The organism is Christiangramia pacifica (assembly GCF_057221535.1).
The window spans coordinates 2,973,757-2,995,526 of sequence record NZ_CM170146.1 but is presented as its reverse complement, the minus strand read 5'-3'; the positions used below and the strand labels follow the sequence as shown (position 1 = coordinate 2,995,526).

Here is a 21,770-nt window from a genome sequence, read left to right as displayed (position 1 = left end):
TTCTTGTTTTTGTCTTTTCTTCTATTTCTTCTATTTTCACTCATAATCTTATTTTCAAGTAAAAAAATCGTGCTATTTTTTGAAAGAATTACTCAATTGTATCCTTAATCTCGCCACAGTTCAACATTGCTTGTCCATAATAAGGATTTCGAATTTCTTCCTCCAAACTCAACCAGTAAGCACCATTGTTATCATTTGCCATTGGACAAAATTGGCTGTAGGCTTTTTGGTTTACTCCAAAAAGCTGGATACTACTTATCATATGTGCAGATAAATGTTTAAAATGGTCTCTTTGCTCGGAAATATCTGATTTATTGGTAATAGCTGTTGCAGAATTCTGCAATTCCTTTTGAATGGTCATCCAATGGTTATGTGCTTTGTCATCGGACAACAACTTCATATCTACATTTTTCAATGACTGTGTGATTTGCTTTCCTGCTCGCTGTGCATTTTTGGCATCATCATTAACCAAAGCATCTTTCAAAAGAATATAATCATCAAAAACCTGTTTTAACTGGCCTTGAAATTTGCTGGAAACTTCAATCCTTTCATTCATTTGTGAATGATTGGTGCTGTTCATATTATCCTCGGCAGTAACACCTTGCATTCCCAGATGGCCTTCGTGACCGGTCATTGTTTTGCCACCAGCAGTGTTCATCATAGATTTTTTGCCTTGTAATTGTGCAGCAGCATCTACTGTAAACGTGCCATTAGTTACCACTTCATCACCATTTTGAAGACCTTCAAGTATGGTATAGGTGTCTCCATTGGCATTACCGAGTAAGACTTCTCTCATTTCAAAAACAGCTTCGTTAGGATTAGTTTTAACATAAACTACAGAACGTTCACCAGTCCACATCACAGCTGTAGCAGGAACTGTTATTTTACTTGAAGTGCTTTCTTGAGCACCTTCAATTTTACCTTCGACAAACATACCTGGTTTAAATAGGTCGTTCTTATTATTAAGTACTGCTCTAACTACGACGGTACGTGTAGAAGAATTTAATAAAGGGTCAATAAATGAAACTTTTGCATCAAATACTTCATTGCGATACGCATTGGTAGTCACTTTAATGGTTTGACCAACTTTCAAGGAAGCAATCTGATTCTCATAGGCATCAAATTCTGCCCAAACCGTATTGAGATTTGCTATTTTATATAATGGTTGTCCTTGTTTTACATAGTCACCCTCTTCTACCATTTTATGCGTTACTGTCCCAGAAACGGTTGCATAAACAGGGAAATTTTCTTGCACTTTTCCGGCGGTCTCTATAGCATTAATTTGCTTTTCAGAAAGTTTCCAAAGCTTTAGTTTATTCCTCACAGCTTTATAGAGTGCTGGCTGTGATTCCTTCAACGATGCAGCCGTGAGTAATTCTTGTTGGGCAGAAACTAATTCAGGTGAATAAATAGTTGCTAAACGCTGTCCGGCACCTACACGTTCTCCTGTAGTATTAACATAGAGGTTTTCAATTCTTCCACCAAAATAGGTGACCTGCACAGCGTTGGATTCTTCATTGGGCTTTATCTTTCCAGATAGTTTTAATGTGCCACTACCCATCTGACCTTGTCCTACGACCGACGTTTGTATGTTAGCCAGTGCCATTGCATTTTCGGTCATCTTAATCTCATCCGCGGACAGACCGTCTGCTCCGGCCTCAGCTGGAATGAGGTCCATTCCGCAGATTGGGCAATCGCCAGGTTCGGGTTGCATAATTTGTGGGTGCATTGAGCAAGTCCACATCTGCTCAGCACTTTCACCTGAATGATCGTGCGAATCTGACATATCGGACAAGTCCTTTATCGCCTGTTCATCATTTCCAGACCCTCCAAATATGAGCCATCCTCCCAATAGCCCTACTACTAAGGCAAGGCCAATAAATATTAAATTCTTTTTCATAATATTAGTTTTAAAAGAAATAGTGCAAGTACTATTCCTCTTTTTTGTTTTCCAATCTGTAAATAATCTTTTTCATTTGTGCTATCTCACGCAACTGTGCTTCTATGATTTCCTCAGCAAGTTTTTTGGCTTCTGGGTCTTTTATGTCGGCTCTTTTACTTGTTAAGATTGCAATAGAGTGGTGTGGAATCATTGCTTTCATCCAGAGAACGTCACCTACAGTTGATTTTTGTTCGCGTACCAGACCCAATGCACTCACAAAAAGTATTAAACTCCCCAAATAAATAGCTATGTTCTTTTTCTTGTTCTTATACATATTTAGCATTAATGACAACATAATTACTGCCATTGCAGCTATACCGAGGCAAACCATATAAAATCTTGTAAGGCTAAACCAAACGTGGTCCCATTCGTAGGTATTTAGGTACATTGTGATGTACATTGCTATAAATGAAAGCCCAAGCATAGCCATAAACTTTCCGTAAGTATTTTTCTTCATTCCGTCGTGTGTGTTTTCTTTTGAATCCATTGTTTTTGGTTTTTAAGTTATTATCTATTTAAGCTTCTTCTTTAATTTTCTGATTGATGGGGAACTGATGTACCATAGTACAAAACCACTTAAGACTGTTATCAATCCCAAAAGTGAAAATGCCCTTAATAGCAACGTGTTGAAATTATCCCTTCCCTGATAATCCATTGTATGGGTCATCCAAAGAAAATCAAACCAACGCCAGTCTCTATGTCTCACCGTTTGAAAAGCGCCATTCTCAACCGCCACATAGGCTTTTAAATTTAGTGGCACATCATACGAGATCTCATAGGCTGGAAGTGGGCGACCGCGATATTCGTGATGTGGCCCTACCGAATCGACTAATTGAATTTTTGCTATTTCCAAATCGTTCAGCATATACCTATTTGCGACTTGTTGAGCCTCTTCTTTAGTAATTCCATTTTTCCCTTGTCCTGTTCTGGCATTATAAAGCTGTGCTTCATTAATCCAATAGTAAGGTTCATTTGCTATTTCCAGTAATTCCAATGATTGGACGGGTTCTTTAGTAGCGAGTTGGGACGTGCCGAGCAAATCATTAAATGAGGTCTGTACAGGTGCTTCTTTCTTAAATTGGTCACCGTGTATCTCGTCGATGTCCGTCCAGCTGAAATACATCCCACTAATCGTCCACATCAAAAACTGAATACCTAAAAAGATACCCAAGTAGCGGTGTGCTTTTCTAATCCATTTCGCTGTTTTTCTGTTGACCATATTACTTTATTTCGAAAGGAAACTCAATCGTTACTTTTTCCCAACTCATTGAGATTGTTCCTGAAGTCTCTGTTGTTTTGTTTATTTTGTACTCTAAATGTTCCTTGATTTCTTCGGAAATTTTAGGCGTTGCTTTAAATCGTAATACATCATCGCTCGCATCATAGTCATCCTTTCCGTGTTGGTTCCAATTTCTGTTGAAAATGACAGTCCATTCTTCCTGATTCGGAATAACAAAAAATCCATATTTTCCGGCTTTCAATACCTTGCCATCAATTTCTAAATCCTTATCTGTTTCCAACCAAGTGGCCATATGGGCACCAGCCTGCCAGACTTGGTCATACGCCAACAGTCCACCAAAAATTATTCTATTCCTTACGCCTGGGGAAGAGTAATCGATATGAATATGAGCATCGCCAACCATTGCCATTGTTTCGGTATGCGGACTTAATGGTTTTTTCTTGTCGGGTTCAGCGGTTTGAGAAACTGTTTCTATTTCTTTCGTCACAACTTCTTTGGTCTCTTTACTTTCTTGTTTGCAAGAGACTATTAGAGAAATGATTAATACTACAGAAAAATGGATGTGTTTTTTCATTATATTTTACATTGTATTTCTTGACGAAGAGTGCGTTTTAATTATTTTCCATTTCCCATCTATGTTCTTAAGGATAGAAGTTGCCACCCCTTTTTTCTTTATCGTTCTACTCTTGCCTTCATCATCTGGGTTGAGAACGATAGTGTAGATATAGGTTTCGGTAGTAAAAGCGTAGGGCAAGTCTACTTCTGCATCAATCACATAATCTGAAAATTCAAACTTCTTGAAATGACCTAATTCTGGTCCTAAGTGATGTTCTATATAGTGTGTATAAGAACCCTCAACACCGCCAGATTCAAAAACTTCCGAGTCCTTTGTAAACAACTCAAAGGTACCTTCAGTCGTTAGGTTTTGCAGGGCATCTTTGTATGATTTCATTACTTTTAGAACAGCTTCTTTCTCTGTTCCTGAATCTGCGTTTTGGCTAAACAGTTGGCCTGTGGCAAACATAATTAGCATTAAGATTGTTGTTAGTTTTAGTGTTTTCATAATTTTAGTTATTAAGGGTTATTTATTTACTCGAATTCTATTCACATTTGCGATACCAAATACAAGGACAAAAAATCTGAGGGCCACCTCAAGTGCCACCAAGGTTTTAGCTGTAACCGTTATCGGGATTATATCGCCGTAGCCTACAGATGAAAATGTAATTAGACTGAAATAGGACATATCGAAAAATACCAACAGCCCGTTATTTCCCGAACTATTATTTATCTTGAAATGAGTAGAATCAAAAAAATGTAATGCTGTATAGTCTATAGCGAATGAAAGTACAATCAGGACAATTAAAAATCCGAATAACACTAAAACGTGGCTCAGCAAATGGCTCTGTCCGATAATTTTCATTAATTGATTAAAGGATAAGGCTATGATAAATCCTATCTTTATTAGCGTAAGGGCCAATAGTATAACCACAGCATAGATAGCATTAATATTAGGCAAGACATACAGCCCGATAGCTGTAGCAATAAGCACTACCAATAGTACGTACTTTGAACTATTGAAAAGTTGCCCATAAAAGGCAGCCGTGGTTTCTATATCCTTTTCTTCACTCATTCTTTTGAGGGTTTTATAAAAATTTCTTGATATGTCTTTGTTTCGGTTTCGTTTATACGTCTAACAATGTATTTTCTATGTACGCCCGTTCTATTTTCAAGTCCCATTGAACCCAGTAACTCTTTAAAGGCTTCCATTGTGTTTTTATGGTAATTGGCTACTTTGTTCTTCTTGTCTTCCACAACTAATGACGCTACCCTTGACGGTACCATTGTGGTTATGCCGGTAGGACAAGTATCTAAATTGCATTTTAAAGACTGCACACACCCCAAGGCAAACATCATTCCTCTGGCACTATAACAGGTATCTGCGCCGAGTGCCAACATTCTATAGATATCAAAAGCCGAAATGATTTTACCAGCTGCCATTAATTTTATCTCATCTCGCAAGTCATAATTTTTAAGAATCCGGTTTGCGAAATGAATAGCTTCAACGATCGGTAGCCCTGCCCAATGAAGTGATTCCATATGGGCAGCGCCCGTGCCTCCTTCGGCACCGTCAATGGCAATGAAGTCTGGATAATTTTGCTTTTCAGCAAAAGATTGAACCATTCTTTCAAATTCATCTTTTTGTCCAATACATAGTTTAATGCCAATTGGTTTGCCATTGGAAAGCTCTCTCAATTTTTCAATGAAAGAAATCATCTCTTCATCGTTTCCAAATGCCGAATGATGCGGTGGCGATAGAATTTCGGTACTCTTTTCAACATCCCTGAATTTTGCGATTTCCTTTGTGTTTTTCTTTGCAGGTAGTATGGCACCAAACCCAGGTTTGGCTCCTTGTGAAATTTTTATTTCAATCATTTTCACTACATCGTTGGTTGCGATGTCGGCGAATTTTTTGGCGTCAAAATTTCCTTCTGCATCACGACATCCAAAGTATCCAGTTCCAAACTGAAAGATAATATCTGCACCGTATTGTTGATGATAGGGTGTAAAGCCACCTTCACCCGTATTCTGGGCAAAACCAGCTATTTTGGCACCTCCATTAAGGGCTAAGGTCGCATTTTTGCTTATTGAGCCATAGCTCATTCCCGCAAGATTCAGAATACTTGCAGAATAGGGTTTGTCGCACTTGGAACTTCCAAATATTACTCTAAAATCATCGTTGACTTCTTTTGCCGGATAGGTGGAATGTGCAAACCATTCACGACCAACTTCATCGTACGGTATTTGTGTGCCAAAAGGTTGACTTTTATTAGCGTTCGCAGCACGTTTATAGACTATTTCTTTTTGTATCCAGTTAAAGGGCTTTCCTTCCGTCCTATTAAGGAAAACGGTTTCTTGGACAACGTGTCGTTGTTTTTCCAGAAAATTGGTAATTCTACCAAATAATGGAAAGGTACGTCTAATGTTATCTGATTTATGAAAATAATCGATTAGTCCTAAAATCAAGAAAGGAAGTAATACCAATGCGAGCCACCATAACAATGGATATAGAATGATTATGGCTGTTACCGCTAAAATCAATATGATGCTCGTTATGATAAATCCTTTTCTCATTATCCTTGTTTAATGTGAATGCCCATCACTTTCCTCGTGACCTTCTTCACTTTCGGTTTCAATATAATTTCCTTGTGGGCCCACTCCCTCTATATATACCAACTGTGAACCATAATGTCCTGCTTCGGAAACTGAATATGCCGAAAAGGCCATAACTACAAAAACTGCTATTTCGAAACCACGCTTTAGTTTGACCCAAAACAGGCTTACTATTTTCAGAACTGCTGCAAGGGCACTTGACCATAGTGTCCAATCGGCATATTTATCGTGTTGTTCCAGTACGCTTTTTGCCATTTCGGTAAGTCCTTCTGTATGCGGGTGCACAAATGTTCCAGCGACATACGCCCCAATAAACCCAGACCCTACCATTAAGAGAATTACCCAGTCCATTGTCCGGTTCAAGGTAAACAACTGTATCAATTGTAAAACCACCGCTAACAGCAATAGTACAATGGGAAAATGTACGACCATAGGGTGTAGGTTGGGAAACGCATCAAAATCTGCTTTTACGGAATCTGATTGTACAGCTGATGCTATGCTGGCCGATAATTCAGTTGCATCAAGGCTATTTCGTTCTTCATTTAAGGCAAAGGTTTTGGTCAAACTACCTAAGAAGGCAATGACCAAAATGGCTGAAAAAAAATGTTTTGTTTTCATCTCTTACGGTTTTTAATTAGTACCCAATTACTTGCAGTACCAAAGTCCCAAGAACTATGCTGGCTATGATAGCGTACACGATATAATTGAACCACTTTTTTAACGGGTTTTTGATCTGTGCTTTGCTATTACCTGTATTGCAACAATCTTTCATTACCTATTTATTTTTCAGTTTTCTTTAGTGAAGCTGAAACCCTAAATTTATACTTGATAATGAGAGGCGAACTGGTATTAACCAATCAACCATTTCAAATGTTCACCTCCCAAAACCAAGTACTCTTCATTAAACTTCTCTTTTTCAAAAGTTTTAAATTGCCTGACATAGGAAGAGAGATGTTATTATTTTAAGGGCTTAATCCCTCTCCCTTGTGCAGGCTGCTACTAACCAAATCAACTTTTCTATTTCACAAAATCTGTTGTGCCTAATTAAGAGAAAGGGTTTCATTAACCAAATAAATGGATTATGTATCTTCTCGTATCCAATGGTAGTATTCATACGGTCACCTATATCAGGGCCGCAAGCCGAACCTGCTGCATGGCATGGGTAAACAATCACTTCATCCCCCAGCTTGCAGAAAACTTTCCGCATGGTGTTAAAAAGGGCCTGGGTCAATTCATCTGTCTTCTCATCACCCAATAAATCTGGTCGTCCTAAAGAATCTACGAACAGGGAATCCCCAGTTACAATGCCCCAGGGGTCTTCTTTGTGGGATTCATATAATAAATAGGATAAATGTTCGGGTGTATGACCAGGAGTATGCTTAGCCATCATTTTAACTTGACCAAATTCAAACTCATCTCCTTCCCGAACAGCTTCATGAGCAAAATCATAGGTTGCGTCACCTTCAACGCTTACAAAAATTCTAGCGCTTCCTTTGCAACGGGAAACCAACTCACAAGCTCCGCTCATAAAATCTGCATGAATATGAGTTTCAAAAACATGTGTAATAGTTACTCCATATTGCCGTGCTTTTTGCAGGTAGATATCGGCATCGGGACGAGGATCAATGACTGCTGCGCAGCCTGCACTTTCATCACATAAAAAATATGAGACCTGCGCAATACCTTCTGCTAATATGGGTTCAAATCTTAAAGCCATAGAATTCCTAAATTAAAAATTTAGACTATCTAAAATAGGAGTTATAAAAGACAAATAAGGTTAAGAAAAAACAAAGGTTCACCGGTATAACAAGAGATTAACACATTCTATGTTGGTTGTTAATAGTTTTAGAAAATTACATTATGATACCTTACGTTTACAGTTGATTGACGTAGCTTCACCTGTAGCAATAGAAAAAACGCCAAAGATTGTGTGACTAATAATCTCATTAATTTTCTGGTTGTAAATCAGTCAGCACATTACCGCTTCATTCTGCAAAATGCTCCATGTCGGGTAAAAAGCTTCCTTTAGGATATCTTGAGCATCCTTTTCATTTTTCTCTTGATGTATTCGATATATAGTAATTTGTGCTTATCCTATAGTCTTATTCTATAAACTAAATAATAAAGGACGCCCGCTAAATCGGAATTCCATTTATCCATTTACTTCGCTTCCGGTTGTTTTTTAATTTCAGCATTTCCATTTCCTTCCCGGCCGTTGCTGTTCCTACCTTTTTTGTAATGCAAAATACCAATATTTAGAAGTTAGTCCAGACTGCATAAGCCAGTCGCATACTCCTTTTTATAAGTCTTCCCTAATTCTAACTCTTGAAAATGTATCAGCATCAAAAAAGGTAACAGCACACGGCTCTATAGGAAGTAAATCAAATAAAAATCTCATGAAATCATTTCAAAACAACATACCCGGAAGCGAAGTAAAAAAAAATCAAAAACAGGAAAACGCCCCGGATATAATAAGTAAATCAATTATTAATTTTTAAATCTTTTAATTATGAGTACGCTTAGAAACAAAGTTCAGTTAATCGGAAATGTGGGACAAACCCCGGAAATTAAAAATCTTGAAAGTGGTAAGAAAGTAGCCAGCTTTTCAATTGCAACCAATGAATTTTATAAAAATTCAAAAGGAGAAAAAGTACAGGATACACAATGGCACAATGTTGTGGCATGGGGGAAAACCGCTGAAATCGTAGAGAATTATGTGGGCACCGGAAAAGAAATTGCCATTGAAGGTAAATTGACCACTCGATCCTATGAGACCAAAGAAGGAGAGAAGCGATATGTTACCGAAGTGGTAGCCAGTGAAATTCTTCTTTTAGGTAATGGAACTACTAAGGCAGAAAGCCAGGAGTAGTTAATTAAAAGAGGGCGGGTACTTGCTCACGGTAACGCCCTCTTTTTCAATTTTAACCTTAAATCAGATTAAAATGAAAACGAAAGTTAATGAAATATCGATAAAATATCAGGGGAATTTTAAGATCTCTCAGGCGCCTAAAATAAGTTCATCCGCAAATGCTGCTGAACTATTATACAATACCTGGAACAAAGACCAGATCGGCTTGCAGGAAACTTTTAAAGTAATGCTGCTTAATAACGCAAATAAAGTGAAAGGTATTTTTGAAGTTTCTACCGGTGGAATTACAGGTACTTTGGTAGATCTACGCATCTTGTTTGCAGTTATTCTCAAGAGCCTTAGCTGTTCCGTAATCCTTGCACATAATCATCCGTCCGGAACTTTGAAACCGAGCGAAGCAGATAAACGCCTGACTGAAAAAATTACCAAAGCAGCGGAACTGTTAGATATTAAAGTCCTGGATCATTTAATACTGACACCAGATGGTGATTATGTAAGCTTTGCGGATGAAGGTATCCTGTAAACTATATTTTAATCCCTTATAAAATACCTCTAAAAACTTTAGGGGTGTTTTTTTTCTACCCCTCAAATTTTTATTAGTTACCGGTAGTCTAAAATTTTAGAAAAGGAAAATTCGCTGTTATCTAAACCTTCCTTTTTTTCTTTCCAAGTCTGGAATTAAATGAATAATAAAATTAAAATATTTTTTTCATTCTATAGCATATAAATTTCCTTTTGAAAAAAAATATAGTATATTTAATTAGCTGAACTTCAGCACATAATTTTATGTAAGGTATCCCAATTTTTGACTTTCGCTGATATCCTTACCAATCATAATTTTTTACATAATGGAATTTTATTCCTCAAAATGCAACTGGACATTGGTCCAATTTGTATGAGATTTTTGTCCCGCCTGGCGGGACGAAAAGGAATAGCAAGAGGATAACGGGCAAATCCGCGTTAAACATCTGGTTGTCAACACTAATTAATTGATAATCAATTAATTAAAATTAAATAAATTTCGATTAAAAGCTTTTTGAAGTCATTTTTTCACGGAAAAAACTTCACAGCCCAGTAAAATCAACAAAATTTTCACGGAAAAATGGATAAAGGATATGAAAATGAACGGTTTAAAAGCATAAGTCTGAAGGCTTCCGTTGCAAAGAAATTCAACAGCTATTGCAAAAAACTTTCTATGTCAAAATCCATGACCTTGCTTTTAATGCTGGAGTTTTTTGAGGATAATGGAATTTCTCCAACGGAATCTATGGGCCCTAAAATGCAAACCCTGGAAAACCTGATCAAGAAAAGGATCAGTGGAGTCATCGCTATCTTAAAAGATATTGAGAAAGGACAAACTAAACCAACGGTAGCCATGATGCAATCTTTGTTCCAGGAAGCTGAACCTAAAAAACAACCCCTGATCCTGGAGAAGAAAAATACGGAAGAAAAACAACCCAAATATCAAGAACGAAATCAACATGACTCATAAATTATTAAAGATGTATATCACCATCACAGCACAAAAATTAGGAGGGAATTATTCTCAAGGTTCAGCCGACTTTGTGGACTACCTGGAAAAGGAAAATCAGGGATTGGATTCGCAGGATAAGGAGTACTTTTTTAATCAGTATAATGATCAAATTTCGGCAGAGGAAGTAGTTCGGGAAATTGATGCCAATACCGCTAAACTGGAAAAAACCGAACCCAGGTTTTATTCTATTACGATAAGTCCTTCAAAATATGAATTGAACAGGTTGAAAAACGACAGCGAAGATCTAAAAAAATATACCCGCGAAGTGATGAAAGATTATGTGGCTTCTTTTAATCGTGAACTCAATGGCCGACCGGTCAATATTGATGATATAAAATACTACGCCAAAATTGAACATCAACGATTTTTTAAAGGCACCGATACACAGGTACGGAAAAATCAGCCCTTTGCTACCAAAATACTTCAACTAAAAAATGATATCCAAAAAGTTGAACGCGGAGAACAACCTAGGAATATTGCCCAGATGAAACGGGAGATCAATAAACTGGAAAAAGCAGCTCCCCATAAACAAGCGGGGCAACGAATTGTACAGGGAATGCCCAAAGAAGGGAACCAAAGCCATATCCATATTATAGTGAGCCGCAGGGATGCTTCGAATAAGTATAGCTTATCTCCCGGTAGCAAATACAAAGCATCGAAGGTTGAGTTGAATGGGAAAACAGTCAAACGGGGTTTTGATCGTGATAAATTCTTTGGAAAATCTGAAAAAACATTCGATAAAAACTTCGGATATCGACGGAACTTCGTGGAAACCTATACTGCCAGGAAAGAGTTCATTAAAAACCCTAGAAGTTATTTTTCAAATTTGATGAAACTGCCAACCAGTGAAAAAGCAATTGCCATGAAAATGCTAAAAGAAACCGGAATGCCTATGATGCCAAATATCCCAACCAATAAAGCCCAGTTGGCTTTAAAAGTTTTTAACCGGTTGAGAAGGGGAGTGGATATAGCAGTTAAATCAAGCTCTATCGGAATATAAACGAAGTAATATAAATGAAATGGAAGAATTCAACATTGTAAATACCACCATAATCGTCGCTTTTTGCAGTCTGCTTTTTTTCGGTCTATACCGTATTTCCAGATATGCATTTTTGATCAATTCCCTTTTGCTAATAGGGTTTATTCTTTACTACTTTTATCCCCAGATGATTACAGAAGGCCTACTGTGTGTGGGTTGCCCGTTGTTACTAATCAATACAGTTTTCTATGTTTTCTGTCATTCCACTGAAATAAAGGATAAGGTTGCAAGGATGTATCAGGTAAATTTTAAAACCAGTGGGAAAGATTTTAAAATTGCTAATATCAAACGCGGGGCATCTGTCATCGGGTCTGCCGGTAGTGGAAAAACCGAAAGTGTGGTCTACGGTTTTCTAAAGCATTTTCAGCAATACAATTTTTGTGGAGTAATCCATGATTATAAGGATTTTGAACTTACCGAAATGGCTTATCCGCTTTTTAAGGATTCAGATATTCCTTTTAAGATCATCTCCTTTGATAAAATTATCCACCGGGTCAATCCGATTGCACCCCGCTATCTGGAAAATGAAGAGAGCGTCAATGAAATTTCCAGAGTCCTTATTGAAAATCTATTAGAGCAAAAAGAATCAGGCACAAGTGGAACCACAAAATTCTTTAATGATGCTGCAGAAGGTTTAATAGGAGGGATGATCTGGAAATTGAAAATATCCTATCCACAATATTGTACATTACCCCATTTAATAGCGATATACCAGTTTCTGGACACAGAGAGCCTTATAGCTTTCCTGGATTCGAACAGGACCTCCAGGGCGATGGCAGATGCCTTTATTAGCGGTAAAGATTCAGAAAGACAGACTGCAGGGGTAAAGAGTACCCTGGCTAATGCCCTAAAACGGATCAGTACCCAAAGTATATTTATGGCCCTGTCTGCAGATGACGTTCCTTTAAATATAAATAATCCCGAAAACCCCGCAGTAATTTCCGTTGTGAATAACCCTAAATTTGAATCTTCCTATTCTGCGGTAATTGCAGCCATCATCCATACCATTACCAAACAAATGAGTGTACGTAATTCCAATCCGTCATTTCTATTGATGGAAGAAGCACCTACCTTACGATTACTGAATATGCACCGCATTCCGGCTACTTTAAGAAGTTATGATATTGCTACTGTATATGTGATGCAGGATAAGATCCAGAATGACATGATGTACGGAGATAAGGCCAGTAAAGCTATACTAAGCAATCTGTCTTACCAGTTCTTTGGGAAGGCAAATGATCCTGACACCGCGAAATATTATGAACGTTTCTTTGAGATTATAAAGGATCCTACTAAGAGTGTGAGTAGTGGCCATAATCTGAATTTCGATACACGAGTGATTACCGGGGAAAATGAAATTCCGAAAATTAGAGCAGATGTTTTCTTTCGATTGAAACAGGGTGAGTTTATTACCTATGCTGATGGTAAGGACAAAAAGTACAGTTTAAATTACAAAAGATTTTAAGAGAGCTTCCTGGAGCAGCTAAAGAGTTCTCTTCCACCGATTTGGAAATGAATTTCGAAAGAATTTATCAGGAAGCTAAATCAATTTTTAAATAATTACAATAAAAATATTTGTCAAGTAAAAACCAGAAAAAACTTGACATAATTCAGTTTTAAGATTATCTTTGCGGTACTATGAATATTGCAGCCTCCATTAAAAGTAAAATTAATAAGTTAGATTCAGGAGAGGTTTTTACCTATGATACCCTTGGAATTCCTCCAAATGAATTCCTTGCTGCTGCAAAGGCATTAAGCCGATTAGTTGAGGATGATGTAATCAGGAGATATAAAAATGGGGTATATTACAAACCTAAACAAACTGCTTTTGGGGAATTAATGCCCAGAGAAACTACACTACTTGACTTGTATCTCTTTGAAAAGGACAAACAGATTGCATACGTTACCGGATTGCGACTATACAATGAACTGGGATTGACAACTCAAATATCGAATGTGGTAAGGGTAGCAGGTAACAAAGAGATCAAAGCCAAAATAGGTAATCTTGTCATTAAACCTGCAAAAGCGTATGTGCCCGTTGAAGAAAACAATGTATCGTTACTTCAATTATTAGACGTTATAAAAGATTTTAAAAATATTCCGGATATGGATAAAAAAAGGGGAATCACCTTTTTAAGGAAAAAAATTCAGGAGCTTACTGATGTAGAGAAAAATAAACTGATTGCTATTGCCAAAGCATATCCTCCAAAGGTGAGAGCACTGTTAGGTGCCATCCTTGAAGCTCTTTCTTTAAATTCCCTCAGTACATCACTAAAAGACAGTATCAATTATCTGAGTACTTATAAATTTGGCTTATCTAAAAGCATCTTACCTACAATCTCAAACTGGAATATTTCTTAATGACATTACATCACTATAAAGCCGCTTTTGAAGGTGCCATCGTGGCCACTACCCAACATTTCGGAATTTCTGAAATTTATGTGGAAAAAGATTATTGGGTGACCTTTGCCCTTAAAATCATCTTTACGGATCCCAACTCCAAAGATATTGCTGTTTTCAAGGGAGGCACTTCGCTGTCTAAATGTTACGGTATCATTCAACGGTTTTCCGAGGATATTGATCTCGTCGTCATAAAAGAGGATGGAGAAACAGATAACTCTTTAAAAAGAAAACTTAAGAAGGTCACCAGTGTTTTGGAATCAGAAATGAAGCTTGTTCCTGATCACCCCCTAGAAAATAAAAAAGGCAAGATTAGAAAGTTGGTGTACGGTTATGATAAAGTAGGGGTAAAAGGTATATATGGGCAGGTTCGGGACCAGATTGTTTTGGAAGTTTCCAGCTTAGGCAGATCTTACCCGTCACAAAAAGTCAGCGTGCATTCAATGATCACACAGTTTATTGCGACCACAAACAATCAGGACCTTATAAAAGAATATCAACTTGAACCTTTTAATTTAACGGCAATAAGCATCGAACGAACCTTTTGCGAAAAAATCATTAGCCTGGTAAGATTTTCATATACGGAGAATCCTTTAGAGGATTTAAAAAATAAGATCCGACATACCTACGATTTACACCAGTTACTGCAGGAGTATAAAATTTCGTTATTCCTAAAATCAGATGATTTTGAAGTAATGCTTTTGCAGGTAGGGAAAGATGATGATAAAGCTATTCCCACAGATAAAGAATGGTTGTCCAAACACCCGTTAGAATCCTTGTTTTTTAAAAATACCGAGAAGGTTTGGGAAAGTTTAAGTCCAACTTATAATGGTCAATTCAGGGAATTACTAACCGGAGAACTACCAAACGACAAAGAAGTATTGCAATCTTTGATGAATATCGGATCCAGACTAAAAGATATAAAGTGGTCTATCTAAAAATCCTGATTTCGGATAGTCAGTTGGTTTTCAATTAGGATTATTTATAAATCGATGAGAAATCTTTAAAACCACATCCCTTTCACCCTTTCCTTCGTTGAGCTCCAGTAATACCTGCCGGTCGTTACTCAGAGAAAACTTAGGAAATACATACACCAATCGAGCAGTGTGACCTTTTTTAATTTTCGTAGGAGCTTTATAGGCGAATGCAGGGTCTTTTTTAAGGGATTGCATCGATTTTTTCTTTCCCTTTTGCCTGGTAGTCACAGACAGATTTAGAAAATTGACATTATAATCCAGGCTGGATTGGTTCTCAATCTGAATTACAAAATACAATTCGTTCTGGTTAAAAACTATATTTTCAACACTTAATATGATGCCCTGGTTTCTTTTCTTTAATCTGCCAATCCGCTCCTTTTTACGTAAGAGATAGGAACCAAAACTTTGATAATGAGTATCTCTGTCGAACTGATTTCTTTTTGGTTCTACTTTCTTAGCAGGGTCTGGTCGATCAGGCTTTGCATTGCCTATACGTTCTGTACCCTGGATAAAATAGTTTAATCTGGAGAGATCCTTCCTATACTTAAGGATATAAGAGTACACCGAACCTCCAGCATCTATTACCAGAAGATTACTCTCAGTCCCTGGTTTAGCCTGTAATAAGCCGAAATATTGTTGTCTTTCTCTATTATGGCTAAAAACAAAATGGCTGGCACCTGTAATACCCTGGCTGATAGGCTGTGGAAAAAATAAGGCTACGTTTTTGTGCTCATTGGCGAAAATCGTATCCAGCCGTTCTGCCTTTTGAGAATAGAGGTGGGTACCTGTTAGAATGATCGCGGAAATAAGAAGATATGTTTTCATGACATAGAATTTAATTTTTACCAGGTGTTTATAAGCCTGGTTTTAATATGAGTTTATAGTTATTCAGGACCGTAACTTTTACATTACGATTTTTGGTTTTTAAGAGCTGGCCTATACCACTTACCTGTGGCACACTGGGAATATTGATCTCTCCTAAAAGATCATCCAGGACTTCGGTAGTGGCTTCCTCACGAAAATTATTTTCCACATAAATACCTTCACTTCCATCCTGTAGATCAAAAGCTTTTAATGCGGTTGGTTGATGTTTTAAATTCTCTATTTCGATAAGCACCCGGTTAGGCTGAAAACTTACAAAACCAAAAATGGGGGTATTCTTTGGGATCGGCTTATTGCTGATAGTAGCATCCTGGTATAGCCGTAAACGGAGCCGGGAATTAGACCTGACTACCTGGGTACCATCGACTACAGCTAAAATTTCCGAATCGGTAGTTTCAGAAGCAGCAATGTTGTTTGATTTAGGATTGGATGCAAAGAAAAGCTGGTGCTCCAGTCCCATCTCTTTAGCCTGGATCTTCACTTCCTCCCGAATTGCTGAAGTATCTGTCCTTTGAATTTTCCTGGGAATTGATTTTTTAGACCGGGCAGCCACCGCACTTACTTCCGCATACCTTCTTTCTCCCAAAAAATATATACTATCGATGATGTGCTGTTTTTCCTTTTCGGGAAGTTCTGCATCGTAATAACCCAGAGAATCCATCAGTTTTTCATCATAAATACTGGGGACATTGGTCTCCCTTACCTCTTTTAAATCGTTGATGGCATCCAGTTTCGAATCATAGGAAGGTGGATCTTCCTGCAGCTCTGGAACCGTTGTTTGTTTTAGGTTCTTGTCCTCATCTTGATCATCACCTGTGATCATGATCGTATAAGAGATCAAAAAAATGATGGTGATAGCGATGATACTCCCAACCACGATCTTATTCTTTTCTATTTTCATCATAATATGTTTTAAGATTCGGAAACGATTTTTCTCAGACTGTTTTCAAAGTAATCCGTGATCAAAAGACCATGTGGATTATTTGGAAAATGCCGGTCTACCGCTATAAGTTTTCCTGTGGAAATAAGTTCATAAGTGTCCACAATAGAGCCTCTGTTGATTTCAAAAATGGTCTTGGTTCTAAATCTGTAATGATCATCCATTTCTTCGATGTCCGATTCGATACTGATGACCTTTTGTACCAATGAATATTGAAGCAGGCGATTATAAACACCATCGGCTTTTTTCTGGCGATATAGATCGGCAATAGAACCATTACCAAACCATAATGCCTTTTCAAGGTTTTTCTCATAATTGGTGGCGTCAATGTTGTAGAAGTAAATGTGGAACAGGTCTAAATGTGCTAATGCTTCCACCTGGAAATTTTCTTTTTGAGTGACTAGTTTTAAGGGAATAATACTCCCGTCATTGTTAATGGCAAAAGCAGAGTTCAACGCTTTTTTATTCGTTGTGAAGGTGACCCAGAGGGCAAAAGCACTAAATATTTGTGCGCTTATAACAATTGCTAATACAATAAATCGGTTGAGTTTTAAGACGGTATAAATATCTTTATAAGGAGTTTTCATAGTTTTTGTGTTTAGTGTTTTTGCATCTGCTTATTCTGATCTATCTTTTCCATAACTGGCAAAGGTTTTAGCTGGTAAATAACCTCAGGGTAAAGGAGATGGCGCGACGGTATAATTTGAATTTTAAAAAGACGATAAAACCAATCGATCCAAGTTCCACCACCGGAGCAAAGAAATTACTCCCGAAATCGGTTCCGAAAAGGTTCTGCCAGAAGTTGGTGTTGATCTCCGTATATAGCGCGTTAATAAATACATTGACCAGAAAAAAAGCAGGAACAAGCATATATACTCCCGCATATAATCTGAAAAAGCTATAGGCCATCGAACGGAATTTCTCAAATACCGAAAGACTAAGGATCAAAGGGAAGAAAGCCTGCATGATTCCCAGGATAAAATAGCGCTCCGCAAGGAAAAGGGGATAAATGAACAGATCCAGGATCCATAAAAACAGGCTGATCAGAAAGGCAAAAGTTTTAAAACCATATAATGGAGTGACCAGTGCTTCATATAATAAGGCCATGGCTTTGCGCATCGCGTCCAGTGCGGATACATCTTCTTCGATCGGGATCTCCTGCATTTGTAAGGGGAGGAGGGCAGGAGCAGTTTCACGGTATTGGTTCTCTATGGCTACCAGGATCCCATCGAAAAATCCTAAAATCTGAGTAGAGAAAATAACCAGCAATACCACGGCAAAGTTCTTAGCTAGTTCACCAGGACTAAGCCCCCACGTATATCCATCCTTTTCCGCTACACCCTCATTATATTTCTTCAGAATGTTGACCAGGAAAAATAAAACAGCTAAGGTTTTCATTCCTACTATAGTGTATTGGGAAAACTCACTACTCTGAATCGTCTGGAACACAGTATCAATATATTCCAGACCTACTGCGGATATGATGGCACCAGCTGTCATTAAAAAGCAGTTTCCCGGTTATTGATCCTGTCCTGCATCTTCCGAAACGAGATGATGTCCTGATACCGCCTGGTTTTCAAGCGCACATCATTCACCATTTCCTGGCTTTTCAGTTCTTTTTGTTTTAGTACCTCGGCTCGCTCGGCATCACTCATTTTTAAATGGTCACTGGATAAGATCTCATCGATAAAATCCATGGTTGCCAGGGAATTTTCTACCACGGCATCAAAGGATTCTGTGACCCTGGTTACTTCATCGGGTTCGATATACGGAGAATCCAGAATGTCTCGAAGGTCATTCTGCATGACGCTGATCAATCGCTGATTATTTCGTCCGATCTCCCGAACAGCCTGTAGATCCTGGATGACACTATTGACCTTTTCTATATTCTCTTTTTGAGCTTTTAGAAAATTAACCGTCTTTACCAGGTTGGCCGTCTGTTTTGCAGATTCTACAAGGGATTTTACCAGACTGATAAAATTGGTATTATCATAAACGGGCATTCCCTGGCACGCAGCGCGTGCAGGCAATAATAAGGCTATAGCCATTACTACAATCAAAGTTTGAGTTTGCTTTTTCATGATTTCTTGTTTTTAGGATTAATAAATTCTGTAATTGCTTTTTCCATGGAGTTTTGTTGGTCATAAAGCGCCATGATGCTGTCATTTTCTGACCCGTCAGTCAGATATGCCGCATAAACTTCCATGGGTACCTCGAGACGGAACACATTGCTTTGTTTTCCAATCTTTATAAAGATCTCTGTGTATTTTCTGGATCCGGTAAGGTTGTTCTTAATAGATTTTAACTGGTTAAGATCATGTTTGGAGAGGTTTAAACGTCTTACCAGCTCTTCATATCCTTTTTCGTTATGAAGGCTGTAAATTACCTGTGTGTTCTCCAGAATACTCGCCGAAGTGGAATTATTAGGTAGTTGGTTAATGGATTGCAGAATGATCCCGATAGCACCATTCTGTTTACGGATGGCCTGATAATAAAATTCTACGCTCTCTAGTACGTTCTCAAATTTTAGCTGTTTGGCAAATTCATCAAAAAGTATGATTCCTTTTTCCGAACGATTCTTCCATATGGTTCTTTGTATAGCCGACTTGATCAGCTTCAACATTACCGAAAGGATTACCTTGTTATCCTTTACTTCATCCAGTTCAAAAACGATCAGACGTTTATCCTCGATTTTATAGGTCTGATCTTCGCTCACTTCAAATAGGAAACTATATAGACCATCGCCAACATACTCCGACATGATATGTAAGAAGTTCGTAATGTTGAAGTAGTCGGGATGGATTTTGAGTTTGCTCAACAGCTCTTTTTGGTTGCTTTCGATGAAGTGATAAAAGCTATCCAAAGAATGATTCCCAGGTGTGTTTATATAATAGTGGCGTAATATCTTTTTAATGGAAACCGACTGCGCTTTGGTTACTTTCAGATCAGAAGCAAATAATTCGAATAGGAATACCGACAAATCTTCCAGACGTTCCGGGCTTAGATCATTTTTATTATTGATGTAGAAAGGATTGATACCTAGACTCTTTCCGCTTTCGTAGCGAAGGACAGTATATTGTCCCGGATATAGTTTAGCAAATTTAGTGTAGGATCCTCCCAGGTCAATAATGACCAGGCGTATCCCACTTTCAAAATATTGTCTCAGGATGTTGTTAGCCAAAAAGGATTTGCCTTCACCAGTGGGAGCAAAAATGGCAAAATTCCGAGCTTTGATCCGTTTCTTTTTCTCGTCCCAGACATCTTTAAGTACAGGGATATTATGTTCCCGGTCATTAAAGATGATACCTGTAGGATCAGTCTTATAATTTGTATTATTAATAAACAGGCACAGGGCATGTTTTAAATCAGTTACATAGAGATCTTCATTGGAGAAATTCGACGAAAAACAGCAATAACTGTTTAGTATATAATTTTTACGTTCTTCACCTCCGGGGTAGTAGGGCAGAATGTCCAGCTCTTTGAATTCGGTTTTTATTTTGGAAGCAATCCTATCCAGATTTTTAGCTTCCCGATCCCAATAGATGATGTTTAGATGACCGCGTATGATTCTGGAGTTTTCGTCCCCATTGATCCGATCAAGGGTATCCTGTATTTTCCCCAGTACTATTTTGTTTTGAGATCCGAAATTGGAACTCTTTTTTAATTCCTCCACTTTTTTATCCAGCAGCCTGCGCCATTTATGTTTATCGTCCAGGTATATGATCTGGTTTATCATATGATTCTCATTCAGGGTGAGCCCTAAACCATCGATAAATCCCTGATGGAATACAAAATCGTCTGAAGTGAATTTTTCATTGGTCTTGCTACTTTGAACACTTTCGCCAAAACATAGTTCACTGTTGATGGCCAGGGTGTCAAAATAATTTTCACCAATATTTACTTCCCCTTTTTCTAATAGAATATCGGTATCAAAACCTTCATTGAAACCATTGAAATAGCTGTTGGTCAGGTTCTCTATTTCTTTCCGTTCCAGCGGAACGAGTTCTATTTTGCGACTGTTATTGATAAATGAAACCGAATCGCTCACTGCAGCTGTAAAGCTCTGTATAGTATCATCCAATTCCCTAACAATTGCTTTTGAGATATTTCTAAACGGATTGACATATTTGGAGTTATTAAGGGCTTTATTTTTGGGCAGGATAAAAAAGAGAAAACTGCGATGCTGCATATATTCCCTTCCTTTGAAGTGATCATGGGTAGCTTTTTCTAAAAAGGATTCGCGTGGTAATTTCTCACACGAATAGGCTGTCTTTAAATAAATATCCTGCTTATGGACAACAGTTCCTACTGGTAGTGATTTAAGTGCCTGAAACCATGCTCCATGTATATCTTCAAAATCTTTTTCTGATAGGGAATATATCTCTGGTAAGAATACTTCATAACACAAAACCACATTACCATTGTTGGCAAAAATGATATTGTCTAGAATATCTGCAATTGGATGATGGGCCGATAGGTTAATCTTTTTCATAGTCGAAGCCGGAATTTTTTTTATTACTTATGATTTTTGGGAATACTTTGGCCACATGAAATACCTGAGGATTATTCACTGACCTGATCAAGGCGATGTATAAAACCGAATTGAAAAGGAATACCCCACTAATAATCCCAAAACTGAAAGAAAAGATGACGACCAGAAGAGAAGCTATTATGGATACCATCATCAGTGCGAACAGGGATAAAGGCAATCCAAAAATGATTGCCTTCTTTCTCATATTTCTATAGATCTCAAATTTTTTCATAACGTTTAGTTCA

At 37.8% G+C, this 21,770-nt stretch carries 22 protein-coding genes and 1 pseudogene; 7 read left to right on the top strand and 16 right to left on the bottom strand.

The features are described from left to right. Nucleotides 1-88: 88 nt before the first annotated feature. From AC2S94_RS13750 to AC2S94_RS13710, 9 genes are all read right to left on the bottom strand, one after another. On the bottom strand, nucleotides 89-1,900 hold the full coding sequence (locus tag AC2S94_RS13750) for an efflux RND transporter periplasmic adaptor subunit (RefSeq protein WP_484629135.1): 1,812 nt from the start codon (nucleotides 1,898-1,900) through the stop codon (nucleotides 89-91). 31 nt (nucleotides 1,901-1,931) lie between these two features. Continuing rightward, nucleotides 1,932-2,429: a DUF305 domain-containing protein gene (locus AC2S94_RS13745; protein ID WP_085767758.1), complete on the bottom strand. Its 498-nt coding sequence runs from the start codon at nucleotides 2,427-2,429 to the stop codon at nucleotides 1,932-1,934. 24 nt (nucleotides 2,430-2,453) lie between these two features. Next, nucleotides 2,454-3,161, bottom strand: a complete 708-nt coding sequence (locus tag AC2S94_RS13740) for a PepSY domain-containing protein (protein WP_114491028.1) — start codon at nucleotides 3,159-3,161, stop codon at nucleotides 2,454-2,456. Between the two features lies 1 nt (nucleotide 3,162). Continuing rightward, on the bottom strand, nucleotides 3,163-3,756 hold the full coding sequence (locus tag AC2S94_RS13735; RefSeq protein WP_484629134.1) for a DUF2911 domain-containing protein: 594 nt from the start codon (nucleotides 3,754-3,756) through the stop codon (nucleotides 3,163-3,165). A 6-nt stretch (nucleotides 3,757-3,762) separates the two neighbouring features. Further along, a complete protein-coding gene (locus AC2S94_RS13730) occupies nucleotides 3,763-4,134 on the bottom strand; it encodes a nuclear transport factor 2 family protein (protein WP_484629133.1) in 372 nt (123 codons plus the stop codon). 129 nt (nucleotides 4,135-4,263) lie between these two features. Then, nucleotides 4,264-4,812, bottom strand: coding sequence for an ion channel (locus AC2S94_RS13725; RefSeq protein ID WP_484629132.1), 549 nt, complete (start codon nucleotides 4,810-4,812; stop codon nucleotides 4,264-4,266). Next, the gene (locus AC2S94_RS13720; protein WP_484629131.1) at nucleotides 4,809-6,314 is read right to left on the bottom strand and encodes an FMN-binding glutamate synthase family protein; all 1,506 of its coding nucleotides are present in this window, start codon (nucleotides 6,312-6,314) and stop codon (nucleotides 4,809-4,811) included. Before AC2S94_RS13720 ends, AC2S94_RS13725 begins: the two co-directional genes overlap by 4 nt. A 9-nt stretch (nucleotides 6,315-6,323) precedes the next feature. Then, nucleotides 6,324-6,971 carry a DUF2231 domain-containing protein gene (locus AC2S94_RS13715; RefSeq protein WP_484629130.1) on the bottom strand — a complete coding sequence of 216 codons (648 nt, stop codon included), beginning with the start codon at nucleotides 6,969-6,971 and terminating at the stop codon, nucleotides 6,324-6,326. Between the two features lie 352 nt (nucleotides 6,972-7,323). Next, nucleotides 7,324-8,070: an MBL fold metallo-hydrolase gene (locus AC2S94_RS13710; RefSeq protein WP_484629129.1), complete on the bottom strand. Its 747-nt coding sequence runs from the start codon at nucleotides 8,068-8,070 to the stop codon at nucleotides 7,324-7,326. A 792-nt stretch (nucleotides 8,071-8,862) separates the two neighbouring features. On the opposite strand from AC2S94_RS13710, the gene AC2S94_RS13705 reads away from it, so the two are divergent. From AC2S94_RS13705 to AC2S94_RS13675, 7 genes and pseudogenes are all read left to right on the top strand, one after another. Continuing rightward, nucleotides 8,863-9,222 (top strand): single-stranded DNA-binding protein, encoded by a 360-nt coding sequence (locus AC2S94_RS13705; RefSeq protein WP_484629128.1) that lies wholly within the window; start codon nucleotides 8,863-8,865, stop codon nucleotides 9,220-9,222. Nucleotides 9,223-9,295: 73 nt separating this feature from the next. Further along, nucleotides 9,296-9,745, top strand: a complete 450-nt coding sequence (locus AC2S94_RS13700; protein WP_484629127.1) for a JAB domain-containing protein — start codon at nucleotides 9,296-9,298, stop codon at nucleotides 9,743-9,745. A 579-nt stretch (nucleotides 9,746-10,324) separates the two neighbouring features. Beyond that, on the top strand, nucleotides 10,325-10,714 hold the full coding sequence (locus AC2S94_RS13695; RefSeq protein ID WP_484629126.1) for a BfmA/BtgA family mobilization protein: 390 nt from the start codon (nucleotides 10,325-10,327) through the stop codon (nucleotides 10,712-10,714). 10 nt (nucleotides 10,715-10,724) lie between these two features. Then, nucleotides 10,725-11,756 (top strand): MobB family relaxase, encoded by a 1,032-nt coding sequence (mobB, locus tag AC2S94_RS13690; RefSeq protein ID WP_484629125.1) that lies wholly within the window; start codon nucleotides 10,725-10,727, stop codon nucleotides 11,754-11,756. A 19-nt stretch (nucleotides 11,757-11,775) separates the two neighbouring features. Further along, nucleotides 11,776-13,355: pseudogene (locus tag AC2S94_RS13685) on the top strand (type IV secretory system conjugative DNA transfer family protein). Between the two features lie 78 nt (nucleotides 13,356-13,433). Beyond that, entirely contained in the window at nucleotides 13,434-14,156 is a 723-nt protein-coding gene (locus AC2S94_RS13680) for a DUF6088 family protein (protein WP_484629124.1), read from the top strand. After that, the gene (locus AC2S94_RS13675; RefSeq protein ID WP_484629123.1) at nucleotides 14,156-15,133 is read left to right on the top strand and encodes a nucleotidyl transferase AbiEii/AbiGii toxin family protein; all 978 of its coding nucleotides are present in this window, start codon (nucleotides 14,156-14,158) and stop codon (nucleotides 15,131-15,133) included. The genes AC2S94_RS13680 and AC2S94_RS13675 overlap by 1 nt, the downstream gene beginning before the upstream one ends. Nucleotides 15,134-15,163: 30 nt before the next feature. Here the strand turns inward: AC2S94_RS13675 and AC2S94_RS13670 are convergent, their stop codons facing one another. The 7 genes from AC2S94_RS13670 to AC2S94_RS13640 all read right to left on the bottom strand — a co-directional run bounded on the left by AC2S94_RS13670 (nucleotide 15,164) and on the right by AC2S94_RS13640 (nucleotide 21,757). Beyond that, complete coding sequence (locus tag AC2S94_RS13670) at nucleotides 15,164-15,997, bottom strand: DUF4138 domain-containing protein (protein ID WP_484629122.1); 834 nt, start codon at nucleotides 15,995-15,997, stop codon at nucleotides 15,164-15,166. A 28-nt stretch (nucleotides 15,998-16,025) separates the two neighbouring features. Then, nucleotides 16,026-16,955, bottom strand: coding sequence for a conjugative transposon protein TraM (traM, locus tag AC2S94_RS13665; protein WP_026934539.1), 930 nt, complete (start codon nucleotides 16,953-16,955; stop codon nucleotides 16,026-16,028). Between the two features lie 11 nt (nucleotides 16,956-16,966). Next, entirely contained in the window at nucleotides 16,967-17,581 is a 615-nt protein-coding gene (locus AC2S94_RS13660; RefSeq protein ID WP_484629121.1) for a conjugal transfer protein TraK, read from the bottom strand. Nucleotides 17,582-17,648: 67 nt separating this feature from the next. Next, nucleotides 17,649-18,494 (bottom strand): hypothetical protein, encoded by an 846-nt coding sequence (locus AC2S94_RS13655; protein ID WP_089663765.1) that lies wholly within the window; start codon nucleotides 18,492-18,494, stop codon nucleotides 17,649-17,651. After that, entirely contained in the window at nucleotides 18,494-19,075 is a 582-nt protein-coding gene (locus AC2S94_RS13650; protein WP_484629120.1) for a conjugal transfer protein, read from the bottom strand. Before AC2S94_RS13650 ends, AC2S94_RS13655 begins: the two co-directional genes overlap by 1 nt. Further along, nucleotides 19,072-21,486 (bottom strand): TraG family conjugative transposon ATPase, encoded by a 2,415-nt coding sequence (locus AC2S94_RS13645; protein ID WP_484629119.1) that lies wholly within the window; start codon nucleotides 21,484-21,486, stop codon nucleotides 19,072-19,074. Before AC2S94_RS13645 ends, AC2S94_RS13650 begins: the two co-directional genes overlap by 4 nt. Beyond that, a complete protein-coding gene (locus tag AC2S94_RS13640; RefSeq protein WP_484629118.1) occupies nucleotides 21,473-21,757 on the bottom strand; it encodes a hypothetical protein in 285 nt (94 codons plus the stop codon). Before AC2S94_RS13640 ends, AC2S94_RS13645 begins: the two co-directional genes overlap by 14 nt. Nucleotides 21,758-21,770: the final 13 nt, after the last annotated feature.